The sequence below is a fragment of the Flavobacterium sp. 5 genome (assembly GCF_002813295.1).
In the GTDB taxonomy this organism is placed as follows: domain Bacteria; phylum Bacteroidota; class Bacteroidia; order Flavobacteriales; family Flavobacteriaceae; genus Flavobacterium.
Genome location: NZ_PHUE01000001.1, coordinates 202,377 through 224,518, shown reverse-complemented (window position 1 = coordinate 224,518; position 22,142 = coordinate 202,377). Strand labels below are relative to the sequence as shown.

The following is a 22,142-nucleotide window of genomic DNA, read 5'->3' as shown; positions in this document are numbered from 1 at the left end:
CTATTTTTTCTCTCTGTGGTACCTGAACTCAAAATCCCATTAAAAGGTCGGTTTCCACTTGCATTGGTCAGATTGCAATATTCAATGATGTTGGTATCGTTTCCATTTCCTGATGCACAAGTTGAAAATTAACAACCGCTGTACCAATACTTAATCCTGATTCAGTAAGAGTTGCGTATCTAATTGTATTATTTTAGGCAGAATTAACTAACTTCAATGTATTAGAATTAATTCCAGTATTAGTGTTGGTAAAAGTAAAACCTGCAGTAGTTCCCATAGCATTAACTCTTCTGTCAATCACTACATTATCGACATCATTAAAATTTACTAATGGATTGGCTATATTACCACTTATGGATAATCCTGCACCTTTACCGTAAATCAAAACAGAACTATAATTGGCTAGTCCAGACCCACTGTCATTCAAAGAGGTAGTAGGTGTTTCTGTTGTATTACTAATGACCTGAAGTGTGAGAACTCCAGTAATAGTCCCAATATTAATAGCAGCAAAAGCTGTCTTAAGAGTACTGTAATTTCCGCCAGAGCCCGCGGTTAAAACAGACAATGCCTTATTTTTACCTGACGAAAAAGAAATTTTCGATTCAGTTGTTTTTTGCATCGTATGTGCTGTAGTAATAACCAATAAAAAAGTTATTACAATGGGATAAAAAAGAATGTGAATTTTAATTTTAAAAAAGGAAAAGACAGCATTTCTTTTGTTCAATAGGAGCATAGTGATTTTCATAATAAATTCGAATGAATTATACACAATGTAGGTCTTGTCTTTCAGATTCTATATCTTAACGAAAAAATACAAAAAACGTTATACATTATTAAATGTACACTTTATTTTACAATTTGAAACTCGAGATATGTTTTTTTTTAATATTTTTAATCTAAAGAAAAATATATTAAACTGTATTACAGTTAGTTATGTTAAAACGATTAAAAAATAAAAGTAATTTTATACCTACAAAATAAACACTTGAAAATATTTTAAAAACACAACCTGTTTATTATCAGGTCTTTAAAAAGTAACTATTATAGTCAAAACTAAATATTAGATTACGTGCCAAAAATAACGTGAGTTTTATCGTATTTTTTAGTTTTCAAGACCTTTAAAAAAATGCAAAGTAATGTAGCCTAGAAACCAATACTTCCTAAGAGCAGTAATAGTTCTAAGGCATGAGACCTCGAAGAGTTATGGACAAATATTATTGCTTATCTCATGATTATTTATTGATAGAGCTCATAAATTGAACTTCAATATTTAACATTTTTAGTGTGACTAAAAGTTTATTCCAACTAATCTTTCCTTATTTTTATCAATGCCAAAAACTACGGTCTTGCCGAATAAATAAGTCCTTGTTTGGGCTGTCTATTTAGTTCGCCGTTTATTTCTTCTGCCGTAATATTGAACAGAGATAACAAGGCATTGTATTCGCCCAAACTTTGAAACTTATATGCTTTAGGCAGATACCGCACAACTGAAGCAACCTGACTTTTAAGATCATTGGTTTTATAATCTACACTACTAAATACTTTCTTATTTTGATTTTGCTATTTCTCTATAGTGGAGATTAATCCATACTTTTTTTCAAGCTCACGACAGATATTAATCGACTGTTTACGTTCATAACTATCTTAAATCTTTCTACTTTCTTTATCTGGACACCCAAACTTTGAGATGTAATGAATAATTTGATATAGCCTTAAAAGAAAAAACCCACTAAATTGTTGAATTTAGTGGGTTTTGTAACCATTTGCTTTTCAGCTCGCGGAGAAAGAGGGATTTGTTTTCCACTCTTCAAGCCAGTATCTATAAGCTTTGCGCTGTGTTATGTTTTGATAGGTCATTAAATAGGTCACTATGAAATAACAATAAAGAACGTCAAATTGTATGATGTAAAAATAGTCATTATTCCTTGATAATGCAATCAATGGTTAAGACTATTATTTAAACTACTTAATGAACAAGTTTTTATATATTATAAAAGTTTGGTTAAGGAATTTATAACCTCAACATTTTAACCTACAATCAAAGGATTGACCTGATCTAATTTAAGCCCTGTATAAAGACAAAACTCTTCAATGCTTACAAATTGATGTTCTTCTTTATTTAGTCGCTCTTTTATCTCAATTAGAAGTAATCGTGCGTAACGATAACTTTTGCCAGTAATTCTTTGAATGTCCTTCGGGTATATGCAAACTCTTTTTTGTTCCAATTTCATACACTATCTATAGCTTTGGTATGCATTTGCCATACATTATTTGTAAATCAAAGGCAAGTGAAATAAAAGCACTTCCAAAGATAATTTATCCTTTTCTTTTATCCTTGGTAAAAATAGTCAAAAAAGGTCTTGTTAGTCCTTTTTGGTCGTTTTAGGAACTGGTTGTTTTGATGTAATGTTTAAAAATTAAAACTTTGTACTTGTAAATCGGATTTTTGATGCATCGAAATTTAGTTTATGAGGTTTGAAGGAATGTACCTCAACATTCCAAATGAAAAGGAACTTAAATTTTAGGAATTATGGCAAGACAGAAAGGCATAATTAAATTAAAAGGTACTATCGGAGATATTACTTTTTACAAAACAAAGGACGGACACTTGGCGAGAGAAAAAGGCGGAATTGACGCAAGTAGAATCGCCAGTGATCCTGCCTTTCAAAGAACGCGTGAGAATGGGTCTGAATTTGGAAGAGCCGGAAAGGCTGGAAAAATTTTGAGAACCGCTTTTAGATCTTTGCTATTGAATTCTGCGGATAGCAGAATGGTGAGTCGTTTAACGCAACAAATGGTTAAAGTGATTCAAGCGGACACGGTAAGTGTACGTGGATTACGTAACGTTATTCATGGTGAAGCAGAGTTGTTAGCTGGGTTTGAATTCAATATTGGAGGAAAATTGGGGACTACTTTATTTGCGCCTTTTGTTGGTGCAATCGATAGAGCCACAGGATCTATTACGGTTGATTTGGCAGAATTTATTCCAGGGAATATGATTGCTGCTCCAAGTGGAACTACTCATTATAAAATCATTTCTGCAGGTGCAGAAATTGATTTTGAAGCTGAAAGCTTCGTAGAAGCGCATTCAGAAACGGCAATTTTGCCTTGGGATGCAGTTCCAACAGCGGTGATTTCCCAAATTAATTCTGTAACTCCAGCTAGTACAAAACCTTTGTTTTTGGCTTTGGGTGTTGAATTTTACCAAGAGGTAAATGGACAAATGTATGCCTTGAAAAATGGCTCTTATAACCCTTTATCGATTGTGAAAGTGGATAGCGGTGTATAATGGTTATCTCGATAACTAGAACTTATTTCCCCGATGGAACTAACGGTAAACTCGAATGCGATGGTAAATTCATTTGTAACACAATTGAATTGCCTTGGAAGATGGACGAAACGAAGGTTTCTTGTATTCCGGAGGGGAAATATTTTATTAGAAAAAGATATAGCAATAAGTTCAAGTGGCATTTGGAGGTTATGGATGTCGAAAACAGAAAATTTATTCTGATTTATCCCGCCAACAATGCTCTTTTAGAATTGAAAGGCTGTATTGCTCCAGTAACTCAAATTTCTGGACCAGGTTTAGGACTTCAATCGAGAAAAGCATTTTACAAACTAAAAGATTTGATTTATAAAGTTTTAGATCGTGACGAAGAAGTGAGTTTAATTATTCAATCTGATTCCCTTTCGGGAATGATAAATAAATAAATTATGAATGTAATAAAAAGAGCGAAAGCTCCCACTCCAAAATTTTTTAAAGTGCTTCGAAATATTGGATTGAGTTTGGCCGCCATTGGCGGAACTATTTTGGCTGCGCCTGTGGCGTTGCCTGTTATAGTTGTTTCAATTGGAGGCTATATTGCTATTGCTGGCGGTGTTATTTCTGCTGTAAGTCAATTAACCTCAACCCAAGATGCAGTCGAGTAATTCGTCTTTAGTGTGTACCGCTGGGGGTACATTTTTGAGTATTCTACCCAATATTGATTCGGTAGATATTTTAAAAACAATCATTTTGGCTAGTATTGGTGCGATTGTCAGTTTTACAATATCATTACTGCTCAAAATTTTGATTCGAAAGCACAAAAAATAGTTTAACTCTTGTTGTGGTGACCTTTGGGTTAAACTTCAAAATGCCCTTTCCGATTGGATTGGGCATTTTTTTTTGTTAAAAGTTAAACTTCCTCAAATAGATTAAGTGTTATTTCTAAAACCACCACTTCTGAATTGTGGTTGTATAATTCTTGCCATTTTGCGCTGTCAATGGCTTTGGCTCTAGTGTCGAAAACTCCAAAACATACTCTTGATGCTTTGGACTTCCAATTGTCGGTTTGGTACAAAATAAATAGTTTCATTCGCGTTGATTTAAGTTCATAATTATTTTCTGCAGTACCTGTATAAAATGGTTCTACGTAAGTCATTTATTAGATTGATATTCTCGTGGAATTGTTTTTCTTTTTGTTCTAAAAGTTTGAGTGCAGCAACGTGCTTCACGTGAGCTTCGTGTTCTTGTATCATTACTTTAGATTTTGGAAAAAATGCAGATTTGAAATCGTTAATGCGCAAAAACGGAATTACAGAACCAACCAAAAACGGATGCCAAAATTTAATTTTCCACAAACTGTAAGCCACAAAATAAATGTTCTCGCAATCTTCCTCATTTTGAAAAACAACTACAAAACTGTTCGTAAATGCCTCTTTTTGTGGTTTACCGCTGTTCATTCCTTTATTTAAAATAAAAAAATGTGGTTGTGTGTAATTGACATTTTTCTGATGTGTTTTGATGATAAAATTTGGCATAGCTCCTCGTTTAAAATGAATGTTCTTTTGAAAAGGCTTTTCCTTTTATCATAATTTTTTAAAAGAAAAAAAAGAAAAAAAAAGAAAGTCATCTCTCAAGTGGAGGTTTTTTAGCAGGCAGGTTTTTTTGAAAAAATACTACCCGACTTTTTACCGAAAGGGTCATTATGAAAACGAATTTTAATCAAACCATTTACGTTCTTAAAAGCACAAAATAAAGGGTGGAGATTTTATCAAAAACCCGTAGGGCTTAAACTTGAATGATAAAAAACAGGAGCTTACCTTTACTTTCTTTTTATTTATTTTTTATTTTTCTCGTGACCGATAGATTTCTTATGAAACGGGATCCAAAAAAGTTGTTTTGAAAGATGGAAGTTCTTCAGAAAGGGTGTGAAATTTTAAAGCAGGAAAAAGAAATATAAAATCCATTCCGCTTATTTTTCTGCTTTAAAATTTCATACTCTTTCCTGCGGTTGATTTTGTGGGTATTGAAAATCACTTTCAGGATTTTTTAAATTTTACGACAAACGTTCAAGTGATTTTCAATACTTACAAAAACAATGAAAATATAATTCCTAGTGCGATGAGGTAGTAGCGCAGGCAAGTGTGTGGTTTTTTATTTGCTTGCTGGAATTTCTGATTGTTTTTATGATGGCTTGATGCCCTGATGTAGTTGAAAGTTGGAAAGTCGAAAGTTTAAAAGAAAATATGTTCTGAAACCGCTATGGCATCTTGGCCATCGTGAAAACAATTTATGCAGATGTTCTGGCAAATAAAAAATCACACTCTTGCTGGACTTTTGGTTTTGTGTGTAGAAAAATGGCTTTATCCATAGGCAATTCAACTACAAGTTAAAGCCATTTTTTTACTCACAAAAGCAATGCAAATACTACCGATTTAAGCATAAAGTTGCTAAAACCATCCTATAGTTCTTATGAAGATAAAATTTATCATTTAAAATAGAATTGAATCGAAGCTGTGATTGGGGTTTGTGAAGGACGGTTTTTTGAGCTGCTGGGTGATGCGATGGGAGCTGCTCAAAAAGTTGTCCTGGAGCAAACCCCTTGCGCGTTGGGTGTGGCGGCTGTTTTACATAACGTTATTATAGTGCATCCGAGAATTTGAATAGAAGCAGAATCGTTCTTTATGCACTATAATGCCACGTTATGTAACACAGCTTGGGGAAAGTTTTTGTTGCCCTTCCGATAATTTTCTTTTAAACCGTAAACGTTGTAGGGCGTACAAAAACTTTTGGAGGGTTGGCAAAGAAGTGCCTTATGAAACGTAAAACATTCTTTTACCACCCAAAGAAAAGGAATGTTCTTGTTATTTGGAAATGGAATTAGCGAAATGAAGCAAACAAAGAATTGATGCTAGGAATACTTGGACTAGGAGCAATTTTTGTGCAGCTGAATGAGATAATGGGTTATGCGATATTTATTTTCCATTAAGTAAGTCTTTCTTCAATCAAATCTTTCCAAATTACAAACCCTTTTTTATCGTTTGAATAATCGTGAAGTATTCTACTGAAATTATTAGGTGGGTTTTCAATAAAAGATTGTCTTCCGTTATTTCGAATGCTACTTAAGTAGTTGTCAACTTGTTTTAAGTTATAAGGAAGTGATTTTTTATCATTGTCAAAATGCCAAATATAGGTTGCTTCTTCTGTGTTTAAGGTTTCTAAAACAATATGAAATTCTGTTTTTCCTGCTAAAAGAAAAACAAATGAAAAAGGATTGAGTACAAAACGAATTTTAAGAATAGTCCTTTCGTGATGATTGGCTAAATATTGTAAATGTTTTTGATGTTTGTAATTTTGATTCTGTAAAAAATCATTTAATAATTCATCTCCTGAATCATATAATTTGATATTATTTTGATTCTGTAATTGATTTATATCGAGTAGGTTTTCGTTGCTAATTGTATTTAATTTGCCCAAGAAAGTCTTGGTTATAAATTTAAATTTTACACTTTCAATCAGTTCTTTAGTTATCTTTTTGATATCATTGGATAATGCTAATTGTGAAATTAGTTTTCCATTTTCAAATTCTGCATAAATTGCAATTTCAATATTTTTTATTTGGAGTGATTTAGAAAAATATTCTTTTAAAACTTCAAACTCTGGTCTAATTTCGAAATTTTCAATATCAAATTCAAGTTCTGTATTCATTTCAGAGACACTGTATTTAAAAGAAATACTTCCATAATGAAATTGTAATTTCTCAAAAGGAACTTTGATTTTTTGGTCAAGAATAAATGTGCTTCTTGGAATAGAAATTTCTTCGGGTTCATCAAATAAGGTTGCTTGCTTGTCAATTTTTCGATAATAAACATTCCTTTTTAGAAACATTTTATTCAAATAATCAATCTTAATGTCCCGATAATCGTAAATAGTAGGGGGTATTTCCGAACGTTGAACTCGCCCAATGCATTGAATTAATTTACCTTCAAAAGAAAAAGGATAAACAAGGAATAGGCAATTGGCATTTTGTAAATCTGTTCCTTCTCCAAAGAATTGCCCAGTTGTAATTAAAACTTGATAATTTTCCTCCTTTAATAATTTCCATTTTGAGTTTTTAGCACTTTCAGAATCTTCTCCGCTTAATGTAATAGTTTCGTATGATTGTTTTAAATACTGATTAAGCGAATCAATATGTTCCTTGCGCTCCGTAATAATAATGACTTTTTTGCCTGTTTTTAATTCATTGATTACGTCCTGAAGTATCCTTTTATTTCTTGTAGAATCGTGGATTAAGATTTTCGATAATGTCTCAAATTTGTCCGTCTTTGAATTAAAAGGAACGTCAAGTTCTGTATTTCTAATGATTATTTTTGGAGTTTTTGATGTGCTAATTTCATTAGATTTTATCTCTGCTATTATTTCTCCTAAATGGATAAAAATAAGTTTGTCGTCATTATATTTTCTAAAAGGAGTTGCTGTTAAACCATACAAATAGAACGTTTGTAATTTTGCAATTGTATTTCGGAATGTTTCCGCAGGAATATGATGGCATTCGTCAATAATGATAGCGCCAAAAGCATTTAAAAAATCTTTCGAATCAGGTTTCTCAATTTCTTTCGACAAACTCTGAATCATTGCAATAGTTATATGTTTTCCAATCTTGGTTTTACCTTGACCAATTTTTCCAATGTCATTTTTTGATATTCCCAAAAATGCTTCGATTCTTTCTATCCATTGTTCTGCTATTTGTTTGCGATGAGTAATAATTAAAGAAGGTTGCTTTTTATCAGCAATAATTTTTAGTCCAACAACCGTTTTTCCTGATCCTGGTGGAGCAACAATTACTCCTAAATCTTTTTTTGATATGCTATTTATTACTAATTGTTGATGTTCTTTTAGTTGCGCATTAAACGAAAACGAAACGGGATTTAGTTTTTTTCTTTCATCAATAAAATCATAATCTATTTTGTTTTCCCTACAAAATCGAATTGTTTTCCCAACAAAACCTTTTGGAATGATTATAGTGTTTTCAGTTTCTTCTATAAATCTGAAGTAACGTTCAGTTCCAAAAGTGTTTTTATTTGATTTCTTTTTTATTATGAATTCCGTATTAAGAAAATTCAATTCTTCTTTTAGAAAATTGATTAAAGAAGTTGGTATTGCGTTGCGATTGATTTTTAATACATTGCTTAATGTAATAGTCAATTTTGCAGGGATAATTTGTGGTAAATATGGACCAGTGCTATTTTCTATAGGGGTGTAAGATTCGTAAAGATTATCTAGTTTGGCTATTGTTATTTTTTGAATATTTTGAATGAAATTCCATTGATTTTCAAATGGTTTCAAATTATCAATTTCCACAAAGCAACTATTCCCTTGTTCTAAAGTTTTTTTGTACAGAGGCAGTGCAATTAAATTACCGAATCCTTTTCCAGAAAGGAAATCTTGATTGGGAAATAATCGGTCAAAACTTGAACTTTTATCAAACAAAGAAAAAATCCCCGAGTTTTCTAAAATCGAAATAAAAATCTTTCGACTTTTGATTGCTGGATAAGGTTGTTCAAAAAAAATCCAAACGTGTCCACCTTTACCTGAACGCGAACGTTCTAAATAAGCAGGGATTTCTTTTTCTTTACAAGTATTTATGAATTTTTTGCAGTCCTCAATCCAATCCACTTTGTCAAAGTCTGCGACAATAAACCACGAAGTATTGTCTTTTAGTAGTGGATAAATACCAATCAATTGGTCGCCGTTTAGATGCTTTTCAATTTCTTTATCGGTAAAAGGCAAATATTCTTTATCTGCATAATTTTGAAAAGTACCTCCTTTCATTTTATGTGCTCGATATCGATATGGGTCATAGAAGTAGGCTGGCATATATCCACTTTTATTTCCCTTTTCCCACCGAACAGCAAACACATCTTCTCGACCTATAAAAATAGATTTGAATAGTTGAATAGTATCTAATGATGTTGGTAAAGGCATTATTTAAATTTTAGACAAAATTAGTAAAATGATGCAAACAATAATCGACTTTAATAATACTTGGGCTAAATGAAAGTTTTGTAGAGCCGAATGAGATAATGGATATGTATAAGATTATAATGATCTATTTAATGATGATTACATAGATGATATGTCAGGTAAAAAATAGAATAAACTTGACATTTAAAAGATAATAGTTATCTTTGTTACTTATTATGAAAGTAACAGACAAAATAGTAGCTAAAATAAATCGAATAGATACAGGAGATGTATTCGGGTATGATACTCTTGGATTAACTTCGGATGAAATTATTGCTGGATCTAAAGCATTAAGTAGATTAGTTTATAAAGGAGTTATTAAAAGAGCCCGAAAAGGTTATTATTATAAGCCAAAAGTTTCTGTGTTTGGAGAGCAAAAACCGAGAGAAGATGTTTTACTTTCTCTTTATTTGTTTGATAAAAATAAGCAAGTTGCATATATTACGGGAACTAGATTGTATAATAGACTGGGTTTAACAACACAAGTTCCGACTTCTATTCGTATTGCTTCCTTGGATAAACAAGTTAAAGGAAAAGTAGGTAATGTTATAATTAAACCGGCAAAGAGTTATGTAAAAGTTACGGCTGATACGATTAAATATTTAGAGCTATTGGACGTTATTAAAGACTTGAATACCATACCTGACTTGCAAAAAAGTGATGGACTTGTTTATTTGAAAAAAGTGATTTATAATTTTGACACTGCCGAAATAAAAAAACTGGTTACTTATGGAGCTGCTTATCCTCCTAAAGTAAGAGCATTACTTGGTGCGCTTTTGGAAGCTTTGCGAATAGAACCTGTAGTTTTTTCGGTTCTAAAAAAATCAATAAATCCTTCTAGTAGCTATGAATATGGTATTACTACTAAAATGCTTTCGACTGCCAACACTTGGAATATAGTATAATGAATTTACATTTAGACAAAGACAATTTTGAAGGTGCTATTGTTGCTACCGCTGAACATTTTGAAATTCCAGAGATTTTTATTGAGAAAGATTATTGGGTAACTTATGCTTTGTATCAATTATTTCACTCTGATGTAAAAGATTTGATTGTTTTTAAAGGTGGTACTTCTTTATCAAAATGCTATGGTGTTATCAAGCGATTTTCAGAGGATATTGATATAGTTGTTGTAAAGAATAATGCTGATAGCGGAAATGCTTTGAGAAATCGATTAAAAGATATTACCAACGTGGTCGATAAGTCTATTCTTGAAATTGTACCCAATGATCCGAATACTAATAAAAAAGGCAGTATTAGAAAAATTATTTATTCCTATCCTAAAGTTGGTGTAAAGGGAGTTTATGGTGAAGTGAGAGAAAACATTGCTTTAGAAGTATCTCATTTGGGTAACACAGAGCCTAATGTTGTACAACCCATTCGTACTATGATTGCGGATTATATTAAAACCACATCTAATATTGAATTAATTACTCAATTTGGATTAGAAGATTTTGAGGTTCAAGCCTTGTCTGTTGAGCGCACCTTTTGTGAAAAGATAATTAGCATGGTTCGTTTTTCTTACACTGAAAATCCATTGGAAGATTTGTCTAACAAAGTACGTCATACTTATGATTTGCATCTATTAATGAAGCTTGATACTATAAAAGACTTTGTAAATTCAATTTCATTTGATGCTATGTTATTGCAAGTTGCTAAAGATGATGATAAGGCAATTCCTAACGACAAAAATTGGCTATACAAACACCCGAAAGAAGCACTAATTTTTAGTGAAACTACTAATGTTTGGGATACTATAAAAAAGACTTATACTGGTTCAAAATTTACCGAATTAATTATTGGAGAAGCTTTGCCCCCTGATGAAAAGGACGTTTTTGAAACTTTGTTGTTTCTTTCTAAACGGATTGAAGGAATTGAGTGGAATGTTGAATATTAGTTTTTATATTATTTTCTATGTCTTTTGTCTACTAATTTTTGCCTAATTAATTCAATTCTTTCTATTTCATCTCTTGTAAGTCCGAGTGTTCTATTTAATATTTCATAATTATTATTATTCAAGACATCTTGAATAGACGATTTGTTCTTGAATTCATTTTTATAAGCTTCAAAATTATTACATATTGTGTAAGGAATTGGCAGAACTCTGAATTCATTTGGAGTTAATTCTAGGACACCACCACCATAATATCTACCTTCTAATTCTGCAAAAGTCAGAGTTAATGAATTATAAAAAGAAAAAATAAAATTATCCAAATTATATTCTGTTTTCATTTCTACCTTGTATGCACTGTCCGTTACAAGAATATCAGCTTCATTTTTAATCATTTTTGGATATTCGTGAGATCTTTTAAAGAAAAATGCTTCAGGAACAGTTGCAATATTTGGTATTTGATACCATTTATTTCTTTGTTTACATTTAAAACGAAGAGGTAATTTTTCATCAACTCCTACAGCTAAATATTCAGCTATTTTTTTTGTGATTTTTTTTTCAGTTAAATTATTGAAATCTAATAAATATGCAGGTTTATTATCATCAACTAATTTTTTGAAATCATTATTAGTGAAAGTTATAGAACCATTTACAAAGAAACCTTTTTGTACTATTGGTTTAGAAAATTTTTCAAGGTCGTAATTACTTATAGTGTCTTTATTTACAATGAAATAACTATTTGCAGCTGTTACAATACCAGCTTTATTATTAAGATAATAGGAGACATTATTTAATCTGCTTTTTAAATTTTCTAAAAATTCATATTCATCAGGAGTTATAAAATGATGTGTCCATTTCTTGTCAGAATCAGATAGCGATTGATTTTCATAAAATTCATAATTATTATTTTCTAAATCCTCTAATGAAGCAATATTTGTATAGAATGTTCCTTTTTGGATATGTTTTTTGTATCCAATAAATAAAACTGTATCTTGACCTTTACATTCTTGAAACTGTAATTCATTGAATGTAAAAACCTCTATCCTTTCAAATTCTTTTTTTAATAATGTTCTAATCTCTTCAGTAAACTTAACTTGTAATAATTCTAATGGCAATATAAATGCAAGAACACCATCTTTTTTTAATTTAGAAATACCACTTATCAAAAAGGAAGTCCAAATATTATTAATACTTCTATTAGATAATTCGCTTTCGCAATGGATAGTTTTAGCTAATTCTTTTTGATTGTCGTCTAATAAGTTTTTCTTTACATAAGGGGGATTTCCAATAATTAATGAATACTCTTCATTATGTTCAAAATGGAAATCTAAATAGTCCGAATTATGAGATGAAATTTTTAATTTTATGTTTTTATCAATTATTTTGGCTTTTGCTAATTCTAATTCATCTTTTTCTACAATTGTTAAATTAACCTTTGTAAAATAATTTAAATTTTCACTTTTTGAGATTGCTTTAACAAAAGAACCGTCGCCAACACTTGGCTCTAAAACTGAAATAGTTTTTCTTTTAATTTTAGACAAACAATAATTCGCTACAAAATCTGCTAATCTTGTAGGAGTGTAATATGAGCCTGATTTTTTTTTATCCATAATAATTTATAAGCTCCTTATGGTACAAAAAATATTGATAACTATAATCACCTATTTTTCCTTTTAAAATTTGGTATTCAGCTGTTCCTTCGGAATGATTTTGTAAAATTAATGCTAATGATTCTATTATCAATCTTAATTTATTTAGATTCCACAACACTTTTATTGATTCTTGTCTTTCATCAAATTTAAATGCTTCTCTAAACATCCATTTACCAAGTTCAGTTTTCCACATTATACCACCATCTTGTGTTCTATAGAAGTGTGTTTCATATATTTCTGTTGCAGGATCTTCAAAGCCTTCATTATTAATATGAAAAATATCTTCTCTTTGACTTGGCCATTTTGCTCTTTTACTATTGTTACAAAATTTGCAAGAATAAACTAAATTTCTATATTCAGTTAGAGATATATTACCTAAATCTTTAAAAAAATCTTTAGGAATAAAGTGGTCGACCTCAAAATAAGTATGTCTATATCCATCAAAGGAATCACAATATCCACATTTTGAATAGAAATCTTCTCTTAAGTCAGGTTTGTGAGTAGCCCATCCATTGCCAGTAGGACTATTGGTAGGATTGACACGCCTTTTTGGCGTTTTTTCTCTAAATGGAAGCATACTAATCTTTTTTCTTTAATATTGATTCCAAAAATTCCTCTGCTTCTTTAGTTGTTTTAGAAAGATTTTCTAATCGTTTATCATCTAACAATTGAAAAGGAACTTCATTTGACCATTTATCAAGATTTATTAGTTCTGATTGGGTTTGCAATAAAATATGTTTTTCCTCCGAAGACAAACCTTCATTTTCACCTTTCAAAAGTAAATCACTTATAATGTTTTTTCTTTTTTCAATATAATTTTTATGAGCGAGAATGTTTTTTTTAAGTATCTCAACAAAATGAAGTATATCTGAATTGATCAATGATTTATCATAGATTATATTAGGATTATCTACTTGTGGAAAAGCTTGAGATTCTTCATTCGTAAAAATAATCATTGGGAATCGAGGTTTAATTTCTTCAAATGCTCTTATAACTTCATCACCATTAAAAGTTAATATGCCTTTATCAACCATTAAATAATCGACCATTAATAAATCAATATCTGAATCATAAACTTGTTTTAATAAATTATTTAATTCTAAACCAGGAGTGATATCAAAACCAATTACATCAAAATATGCTCTTAATTTCATTTCTATTTTCACCACCTGTGTAGAATCTTCGTCTATATACCCAATTTTATATTTCATTTTTTTCATTTTTTCTTATTGGAAATTCTATTCTTATTTTGAATCCTATATCTGTATTTGAAATCATTATATCTCCATTATAATCATCAATAACGTTCTTAACTAAATACATTCCTAAACCTGTACCAATATCATTTCCATTTCTATCCTTTTTTGAAGTAGTAAAAGGAAGGAATATGTTCTCTTTATTATTATCAAATGCTTTGGATAGCCCTGTACCATTATCACTATAATCAATAATCAAATTTTCATTTTCTAAATTCATAATAATAAGAATCTTTCGATCTCTCATTACTTTTAGGTTTTGAAATGAATCGATTGAATTTGAAATTAAATTACTAAAAATAGTGTTCATATCCATTTCAAAAGCTCTAAATAAATATTTTGCTTTAGTATCTTTTTTAATTACTAACTCAATATTTCTATTTTTAAGTACATTTTTCCATTCCTTGGAAAGAGAGTCAAAGTATTTAATAAAATCTAGATTACCTCTTTTACGTTTATCTTTTTTAACAGCAGTTAAAGAATAATCTACCCAATGAATGATTTTTTCAGTATCTAATTTTAGTGATTTAATTATATTGACCCCATCATTAAACTCTATTTTTTTCTTTGCTTCATCTGAAACTAAATCTTTGTAAATATTTTCTAAATCATTAATATCTTCTACGTTGTTTTTCACTTCTTTAAGCTCGTGAGCAAAAGACGAAACAATTAAACCAAGACTCGCTAGACCACGTACTTGGACTATTTCTTCATTGTCTTTTTCTATTTTTTCGTCATCAATAGCTTTGAAAGTATCTTTGAATGCTTCTTCATACTTTCTTCTTTCTTCCTCTTCTCTTTTTTGTTGAAATAAATCTACATCATTATATTTTTTACCGTAAAGTTTTTCTTCAACGACTTTTCTTTCAGCTACAATTATATCAGCTAAACTTTCAGCTCTTCTTTGGATTTCATTTTCTCTTTCTTTTTCTTTGAGTATTTTAAAATGTTTGAAAAGTACATTAAGAATTTTTGTTCTATCGACTTCAAATTCATTTATTACTTTGATAATTATACTTTTAAAAGTCTCATAAGAATCATTTTCTTGCAAAGCACCACGATCTGATTTATCAATCAAATTTGGATTGTTTTTTCTTGATATTGTAATAATACCCGCAGTTTGTTCAGGTCTAACTCTCCAATCACCTATTCTTTGTCCAGAACCAGCAGGACTTTGAGCAACTCTTGCACCTAGTTTTAGCCAATCATTATCAGGATCACCATATGGTCTTACACGGAAAGAATCTCTATAGATTTTAACACCTCCAAATTTATGTAAAACACTTCTTCTTTCCTTTTGATTAATTGATTTAAATGGATAGCCTTCTTTTAATGAAACATTATATTTCAAGTAATAAAAAGTCAAATTAAATGAGCCGAGATTCTTTAATAATTTAGTGTTATTTTCATCAAACTCCCATTCAAGCAATTCATCAATGCCTTTTGAATATTTAAAAGTTTTATTCTCTAAAGTTTTTAAATCATATGGAGTTTTAGCATTCTTATATAAATCAGAATAGTTTTTCTTTATGAGATCAATATCCATTTCGTTTCTGGTTATTTCAAAATCAACAGACAGTTTTTCAGCATTAAATTTTGCAATTAATTTATAATCATAATCATTAAAAAAAGCTGTTTCAACTTTTCCAAATTCTTTTGGTTTTTGGATATGTTGAAAATTTACTTCAAATGACATATTTAATTCTTTAGGAGGAATTAATGCCTCTAAACTTTTAAATACCCCAGCAATATCATTTTCATACCATTCATCTTTTAAATTGGATATTTTGAGAATTGTTCCTGTATTAAAACTTGCTACATTAAATATTTTTTCTAATTTGATATGATTAAAATTTGTTTTTATGAATTCTGAAATATTAACATTGTTATCACTCAATTCAGCAGTGATTTCAGAAATTGATTTATCGGAATTATCGAACTGTTTCCAATCCATTTTCCAATTGAAACCATTACTTTCGTTAGATACAGTCCACATTTCAGCATTGAAACCTAATCTATCAAGTGCGAATCTACCAATACCCTTTGCTCCAGTTTTAACTCTTTTATTCTTTGAAATAAATTCAGTTTCTTTATTGCCTGTACCAATTTTCATCCATTGATTTTCAATAACATCTTTTGACATTCCTTCCCCATTGTCAATTATGAAAATACTGCTTGAATCATTGTTTAATGTTTTTTTATCGTTTCCTTGTTCGTCCTTTTCAATTTTAAATACAATATCAAAAACGACTAGGCAACTTTTAGCATCAGCATCATATGAATTTTTTACCAATTCAATTATAGCTCCTTCAGGATTAGAAAAATTTTCTCTTCCTAATAGTTTTCCAGCTCTTGCAGAAACGATAAAAGGTATTTCAGTCATTTTATTTTTATTTTTAACAAATATATTGTTTTAATTTTTTTTATGATGATAAGCAGAATACTATTTCCTCTTATCCTCAATATTACTTTCAAGCCCAATCAAGTTAATCGTTTCCCTTAATCTGCATTCGAACTCTATTACCATATATGTTAAATTTCTAAAGTAAAAAGATTAATATTAATAAGGGTTAGCGGTTTTTTACAGTGTCTAAATCGTAACTACATAATAGAATTTTAGTAATAGATTTCAGATCTCTTCGCCTGGATGATATTTAATAAAATGTGAAATGAAATAATAAAAATCTTCGGTCATTAGACTTTCTTCTACATATGGCTCTTCGTCTTCTGGAATTGGCGGTAGCAATATAAAGTTTAAGAAACCTTTAAAAAAGCTTTCCATTAATGCAGAGTGTTTTAGAAAATCATCACAAAAATATTCAGCTTTTTTCGCTTGTTTTACATTAACAGTGTGAAGATAATCAGTGAGAAAATTGTGAACTAACATATTCCTTTTTTGTAAATAACTATTTAGTTCTTCTTCTATTACTAAATTGGGATTGAGTTTAAGTAACTTGAAAATGTTTCCTAAAGTCATTTTTGTTTTTTGTGTTTTTCCAGCTAGTTTTAAAAATTCTTCGGAAGTTAAATTATATAAATCTTTATCATATTCTGCAAGAAATTTTAAAATTTCTCCACTAGCTAATTCTATTCTTTGTGCAGCAACTAAACATCTGCCAATCTTTGAAAAAACTAAATTGACATCTACAGTTTTTTTATTCATCTATAAAGCTTTATTTAAACTTAATTTTATAACTGTCATTTTCAACAAGAAACTTTGTGTTTTCCAAAAAGCTTTCGTTGTTAGTATAGTCAAATATATTTCTTAAATATTTAAAATTAATATCTTCGGATAAAAGATTAGTAATTAAAAGAATGTCAAATGATTTTTCTTTTGAATGTCCAATTTTTACTTCAGTTGGACTAATATTGAATGAATAATTTTTTGTTACTGAACTTTTTACTTCAACAAATCGTGTTTCATCACCTTTTTTACATTCAAAATCATATCCCAAACCATCTTTACCTTTTGGAAAACCAGCCTTAATTGCATATTCCGAAACCCATTCAACACTTTCGAATTCTTTTTTCAATACTTCAAAAGCAAATTTTTCCCCAATAAAACCAATATCCTCATTTTTATATTTTTTTGATTTTCCATAGAAAGATTGTCCATATGAGCTATTTTCACTACCAGTTTTTACTGGCTCCGGAACTTTAGTAGGAGTATAATGTTCTATTTGAAAATCATTATTCTTTACTTGCTCATTAATAAAATCTAATAAATCATTAACATTATCGTTTGAAAAAGCAACTGAATTATTGGCAATATTTATTTGCAACTCACCATTATCCTTGGTTAAACTATTGAATTTTTGAATTAAATCTGTTTTTATATTTTCTACCTCATTAAAATAAACTGCATTCCTAAATTCAATATCATATTTATTATCATTGAAAATGGTATCATCAAAATTTGATATTAATCTCAAATCAGATTCTAATGCTCTGAAGTTTTTGCTGTAGATTGTTTCTAAATCTATTTTGCTAGTAACTTCAACAGCTCCATAATTAATATTTGAATAACTTTTGGAAATAGCTAATTTATGCGCATTTTTAACAACAAAATTAATTGAGTTACTTACTTTAAAGGAATTGAATTTAGATACCTGCTCACATTGTTCTATAAAGCTATTTGATTGCTTTTTGCTGAATAAAAAGGATGCGTATTTTTCTGAAAAAACTTTATGATAGGTGTATAATTGATTTTCAAAATGGCTTTCAAAATTTAAAATTTTATATCCCAAAGCATTAAAATCTACTAAATCAATTTTTATGTATTGAAATATTTTTTGAATGTATAAGAAGTTTTTACGATCTGAAAGATTGTTGTAATCTAACTTTCTGAATGTATCAAAAAACTCATCTTTATCTAATTTTACAAATAATTTACTGTGAATAAAATCACTATTTAAATCTATTTCAGATTTGAATTTTATTCCTTTTAAATCCAATATTATTTTCCAAAATCTTTGTTCTGATGATAAAACGCCTTCAAATTTTCCGATGATTTGTTTTTCAATAGTTTCATAATCTTCAAACTCTCTTTTTAGAAGATGAACCCAATTAGATGGGCTTTCGCCTAATAATAAAATAAAGTCTTTTCTGTTTTCGGTTACTTTTAAAGCACCACAAATGATGTCTGCTACAGTTTCTTTAAATCTATAATCCTTTTTTAATTCTTGATAATTAGAATTCTCACGATCTAATTTGATATAAAATATTTTTGAAATATCATCTTGTATATACTCGTATTTATTTAAGGATAAATCATTATCAACTCCATTTAATTGGTATATTACATCAATATTAAATGCTATAATAATCTTAATGTTTTTTATTGCTGATAATTCTAAATCTAATTGTGTTTTCTTTAATCCTTTTTGAAAACGGTATGCAAATAAATGAGGTTTCATTTCATTTAGTTCTCCTACGAAAGCCTCATTAAGCTTGTGATTGGATTCGACATTTTTCTGAACATTAAACTTGATATAATCTAATGGTTGTACACCAAACAAACTATAAATTCTTTGATTACCTGCACGATGTGGCAACTTGGCAATTTTTAGTTTCTTTAATAGCTCTTGGCTGAAATTTGGATTGTCAACATAGGTTACTTCACTTATGGGAGTAAAACTATTTTTCCCTTCAAAATTGGCATAAATTTGACCTGTTTCAATATATTTTTTTCTTTCGAGGCTTTCTTCAATAACTTCTCTGTTTTTAGTAGCTTCAATAATAGCTGTATAAAAACTTTGAATATTGCTTGTTGCTTCTGAAAAATGGGTATTGTGTTGGTTTAGTAATTTATATAGTGATTGAATTGTCAAATCTTTCAAACTATCTTTTAATCCTATTCTTTTTAAAAAATAATTAATTCGTTCTTCATCAATATTATTGTAAATGAAAGGTGTTGCTGTATAATTTATTTTAGGTGTTTTGACTAATGGACTCAAATTGTTGCTGTCCAACAAACAATTATTAGGTTTTGATTTTTCTCCATTTTCAACAGGTATAAAAGCTGTTTTTTGAAGTATAAAGTTAATGTATGATTTTATATTGTTTCTAGGCAAATTTCTATGATGTACTTTGTGAGGAGATGCAAATCTTAATTCACTTCTATGAAATTCTTGATTTGTTGTAAGTGTATTATACAATTCATTGTCCATTAAAAACCAAGTTAACAAATACTCAAATGATGCACCAGTAAGAATGGTATCAAAATGTTCATACCACAAAACATTACATCTAAAATCCCAACATTTTCTAATATCTGAAAAACTGCCTATTATTTCATTATATCCAACAGTATTAAAGGGATATTTTATAGATTGGAATGTAAATTTTATAAAATCATTACTACCAAGGGACCAGTCTTTAATTTCGTTATTCTCTCTTTTAGGAAAATCAGCAATACCAAGCCATTTCAAATATTTTTCTACAGAATGATTTGTCTCTAAAACTGCTAATTCTGGTAGTTCTTCAACTAAACCATTTTGCTTTAAAGATCCCACAAAAACATCTTCTTTGACTTCTTTTAGTAAATCTTCCATTAAATAACCTAGCACATATTCTTTACCGAAATATAATTTATTGGCTTCTTTTAATTCATTATTTCTTGTAAATAAATAAGGAGAAGTCAATGTTGAGGGAAAGCTATTTTTAGCATCTGTATTGTCATCTAATGAATTGTAAATACCATATAAAGCCTTGTGCATTTCGGCAATTGTATTGGCTTTATCTTTTTTACCTACTCTAATAATTTCGTTAGTGCTTGAAATAATTTTTTGAACCACGACATTCATAGCATATTCTGCTACATTGTATAGACTCAATTTATCAATTACTTGACGTGGAAGAATATTACCAAATCGAGATCTAATTCTTCTGTACAAATCTTGATTTAAGAATTGCAATTTAATGCCTTTAGGGAGTTTATAAGTTATCTCTTTAGGCGGTACAATAACAGTGTCAAAACTTTTGATTTTTTTATCATCGGAATTTATAAGTAAAAATGGTAAAGCTGGATTTTTGCCATTATAAATATCTTTTGTTTTTTCACAAACTAAAAAAATCCAATCGACACGCTGTTTTTCATTTAAATAATCATTGTCAATAATTTGATTGATTTTATTGGTAAAATCGCTGTCTTGGTATTTTAAATTAACTTTCAAAGTTGAGAAATAATAGATAATTTCTCTATCCGAAGTTGCTTGTAAAAGCGAATTAAATATTGAATAAGCTTTTTTAGGAATACTATCTTGAATAGGCACTTCATAAAACTTGATGTTTTCTGAAAGCTTTAAATATTTGTTGTTTATAGATGGAAAAATTGGGGTGTCCGCAATGGAAATTTCGATGGCTTTATTAAAATTCCAAGGTGCGTTATTCAGGCTACTATTATTTGTAACCGACGGTATAATGAGTTTTAAAGCATCATAATTGCATTTTTTTTCTTTGGTAAGATCTATTGAACAAGCCACTAACAATTTAGCTAATTTATCCAATAGCATTTTATTAAAACCGTTTTCGTCTTCAATTAATTGATTACGATTTCCAGTTAATTCAAATGAACCGTGTGCCAATACTGGATAAGGGAAATCAACATCTGTTCTGAAATAAGAAAATAGTTTTTGTATAGATGGTTTCGTATTGGGATTGTATGCAATTTTTAATTCATAGTTTTTAGTAACATCATTGTTAGTTAGATTCCCTTTTTCTTCCGAAGTAAACCACAGGCAACTGTCATTTTTTTTCTCGTCTAAAAAGTCTGTTTTGGTAATAAGAATTCCATTATCTGTAGTTTCTTTTTTTAATAGAAAATGATGCTCATCTGTTTGTACTTCAATTTCTTCGAGTTTGTTTAAAAAGATTAATATTTCCGGAATAATATCTTTATTAATCTGATCTTTTATGTCTTGATTTATGTCTTGTTTTAGACTTAATTCTATTACAGTATCATAATCAATTTCTTTTTTATGATTTGTGTCTTCTTCCAAATATGGACAGCGCAATACTGAAATTGAGAAAGACTTATTTGTTTTTCGTTTTAAAACCGTTTGAATTTCAGGATTTTCTTCTATTAATCCCTCAAGGAAAGTTCTCGCGTGTTGTTTAGAAAATTTTAAGTGCAGGTCATAACTAGCAATGTAAATTTCTTCTGACCAGTTGAGTACCGAACGAAATCCGAGTCCTTTTTGACCTACTTTATTTTCTTCCATTACTTTTGGACTTAAATCACTATAAATAAGTGATTCTACACCACCAATAGAAAATGGATTACCATTATTAGCTATTATTAGAGTGTTGTTTTCTAAAGTAATTTTAACCTTTTTAGGTTTGGTAGTATCACTTTCATCGTTAGCATTTTGAATCATTTCAAGTAATTGACGACCATTATATTCATCAATTATTTTGTTTTCATTGTTGAAATGTTCTACAATAAGTAAAGGGTCTTTGATATAAATATCACGTCTTTTACCAATTAAATCTAAAATATCCTGATTTGCTATAGTAAGACTATTTGATACTTCCATTTTTTCGAATTCTATTTTTTA

15 protein-coding genes are annotated in these 22,142 nt (G+C 29.4%); 5 read left to right on the top strand and 10 right to left on the bottom strand.

The window, feature by feature from the left end; genetic code table 11:
- Positions 1-193 precede the first annotated feature (193 nt).
- Positions 194-619: a hypothetical protein gene (locus CLU82_RS00895; RefSeq protein WP_157813290.1), complete on the bottom strand. Its 426-nt coding sequence runs from the start codon at positions 617-619 to the stop codon at positions 194-196.
- Between the two features lie 1,911 nt (positions 620-2,530).
- On the opposite strand from CLU82_RS00895, the gene CLU82_RS00885 reads away from it, so the two are divergent.
- The 3 genes from CLU82_RS00885 to CLU82_RS00875 are packed head-to-tail and all read left to right on the top strand — an operon-like array spanning position 2,531 to position 3,930.
- The gene (locus CLU82_RS00885) at positions 2,531-3,289 is read left to right on the top strand and encodes a hypothetical protein (RefSeq protein WP_100841311.1); all 759 of its coding nucleotides are present in this window, start codon (positions 2,531-2,533) and stop codon (positions 3,287-3,289) included.
- Positions 3,289-3,711, top strand: a complete 423-nt coding sequence (locus CLU82_RS00880; RefSeq protein WP_100841310.1) for a DUF5675 family protein — start codon at positions 3,289-3,291, stop codon at positions 3,709-3,711. Before CLU82_RS00885 ends, CLU82_RS00880 begins: the two co-directional genes overlap by 1 nt.
- Positions 3,712-3,714: 3 nt before the next feature.
- Entirely contained in the window at positions 3,715-3,930 is a 216-nt protein-coding gene (locus CLU82_RS00875) for a hypothetical protein (RefSeq protein ID WP_100841309.1), read from the top strand.
- Between the two features lie 245 nt (positions 3,931-4,175).
- Here the strand turns inward: CLU82_RS00875 and CLU82_RS00865 are convergent, their stop codons facing one another.
- The 3 genes from CLU82_RS00865 to CLU82_RS00855 form a co-directional block, all read right to left on the bottom strand.
- Positions 4,176-4,355: a hypothetical protein gene (locus CLU82_RS00865; RefSeq protein WP_100844885.1), complete on the bottom strand. Its 180-nt coding sequence runs from the start codon at positions 4,353-4,355 to the stop codon at positions 4,176-4,178.
- A gap of 22 nt (positions 4,356-4,377) precedes the next feature.
- Positions 4,378-4,800, bottom strand: a complete 423-nt coding sequence (locus tag CLU82_RS00860) for a hypothetical protein (RefSeq protein WP_100841307.1) — start codon at positions 4,798-4,800, stop codon at positions 4,378-4,380.
- A gap of 1,447 nt (positions 4,801-6,247) precedes the next feature.
- Positions 6,248-9,247, bottom strand: a complete 3,000-nt coding sequence (locus CLU82_RS00855) for a DEAD/DEAH box helicase (RefSeq protein WP_232735186.1) — start codon at positions 9,245-9,247, stop codon at positions 6,248-6,250.
- 215 nt (positions 9,248-9,462) lie between these two features.
- Between CLU82_RS00855 and CLU82_RS00850 the strand changes: the two genes are divergently transcribed.
- Complete coding sequence (locus CLU82_RS00850; RefSeq protein WP_100841306.1) at positions 9,463-10,191, top strand: DUF6088 family protein; 729 nt, start codon at positions 9,463-9,465, stop codon at positions 10,189-10,191.
- Entirely contained in the window at positions 10,191-11,183 is a 993-nt protein-coding gene (locus CLU82_RS00845; RefSeq protein WP_100841305.1) for a nucleotidyl transferase AbiEii/AbiGii toxin family protein, read from the top strand. Before CLU82_RS00850 ends, CLU82_RS00845 begins: the two co-directional genes overlap by 1 nt.
- A gap of 8 nt (positions 11,184-11,191) precedes the next feature.
- Here the strand turns inward: CLU82_RS00845 and CLU82_RS00840 are convergent, their stop codons facing one another.
- The 6 genes from CLU82_RS00840 to CLU82_RS00815 all read right to left on the bottom strand — a co-directional run bounded on the left by CLU82_RS00840 (position 11,192) and on the right by CLU82_RS00815 (position 22,121).
- Positions 11,192-12,787, bottom strand: coding sequence for an Eco57I restriction-modification methylase domain-containing protein (locus CLU82_RS00840; RefSeq protein WP_232735185.1), 1,596 nt, complete (start codon positions 12,785-12,787; stop codon positions 11,192-11,194).
- The gene (locus CLU82_RS00835) at positions 12,780-13,406 is read right to left on the bottom strand and encodes an HNH endonuclease signature motif containing protein (protein ID WP_100841303.1); all 627 of its coding nucleotides are present in this window, start codon (positions 13,404-13,406) and stop codon (positions 12,780-12,782) included. The genes CLU82_RS00840 and CLU82_RS00835 overlap by 8 nt, the downstream gene beginning before the upstream one ends.
- Before the next feature lies 1 nt (position 13,407).
- Entirely contained in the window at positions 13,408-14,040 is a 633-nt protein-coding gene (locus tag CLU82_RS00830; RefSeq protein WP_157813289.1) for a hypothetical protein, read from the bottom strand.
- A complete protein-coding gene (locus CLU82_RS00825; RefSeq protein WP_100841301.1) occupies positions 14,030-16,468 on the bottom strand; it encodes a sensor histidine kinase in 2,439 nt (812 codons plus the stop codon). Before CLU82_RS00825 ends, CLU82_RS00830 begins: the two co-directional genes overlap by 11 nt.
- A gap of 246 nt (positions 16,469-16,714) precedes the next feature.
- Positions 16,715-17,248: a hypothetical protein gene (locus tag CLU82_RS00820; RefSeq protein ID WP_100841300.1), complete on the bottom strand. Its 534-nt coding sequence runs from the start codon at positions 17,246-17,248 to the stop codon at positions 16,715-16,717.
- A gap of 10 nt (positions 17,249-17,258) precedes the next feature.
- The gene (locus tag CLU82_RS00815; protein ID WP_100841299.1) at positions 17,259-22,121 is read right to left on the bottom strand and encodes a sacsin N-terminal ATP-binding-like domain-containing protein; all 4,863 of its coding nucleotides are present in this window, start codon (positions 22,119-22,121) and stop codon (positions 17,259-17,261) included.
- Positions 22,122-22,142 lie beyond the last annotated feature (21 nt).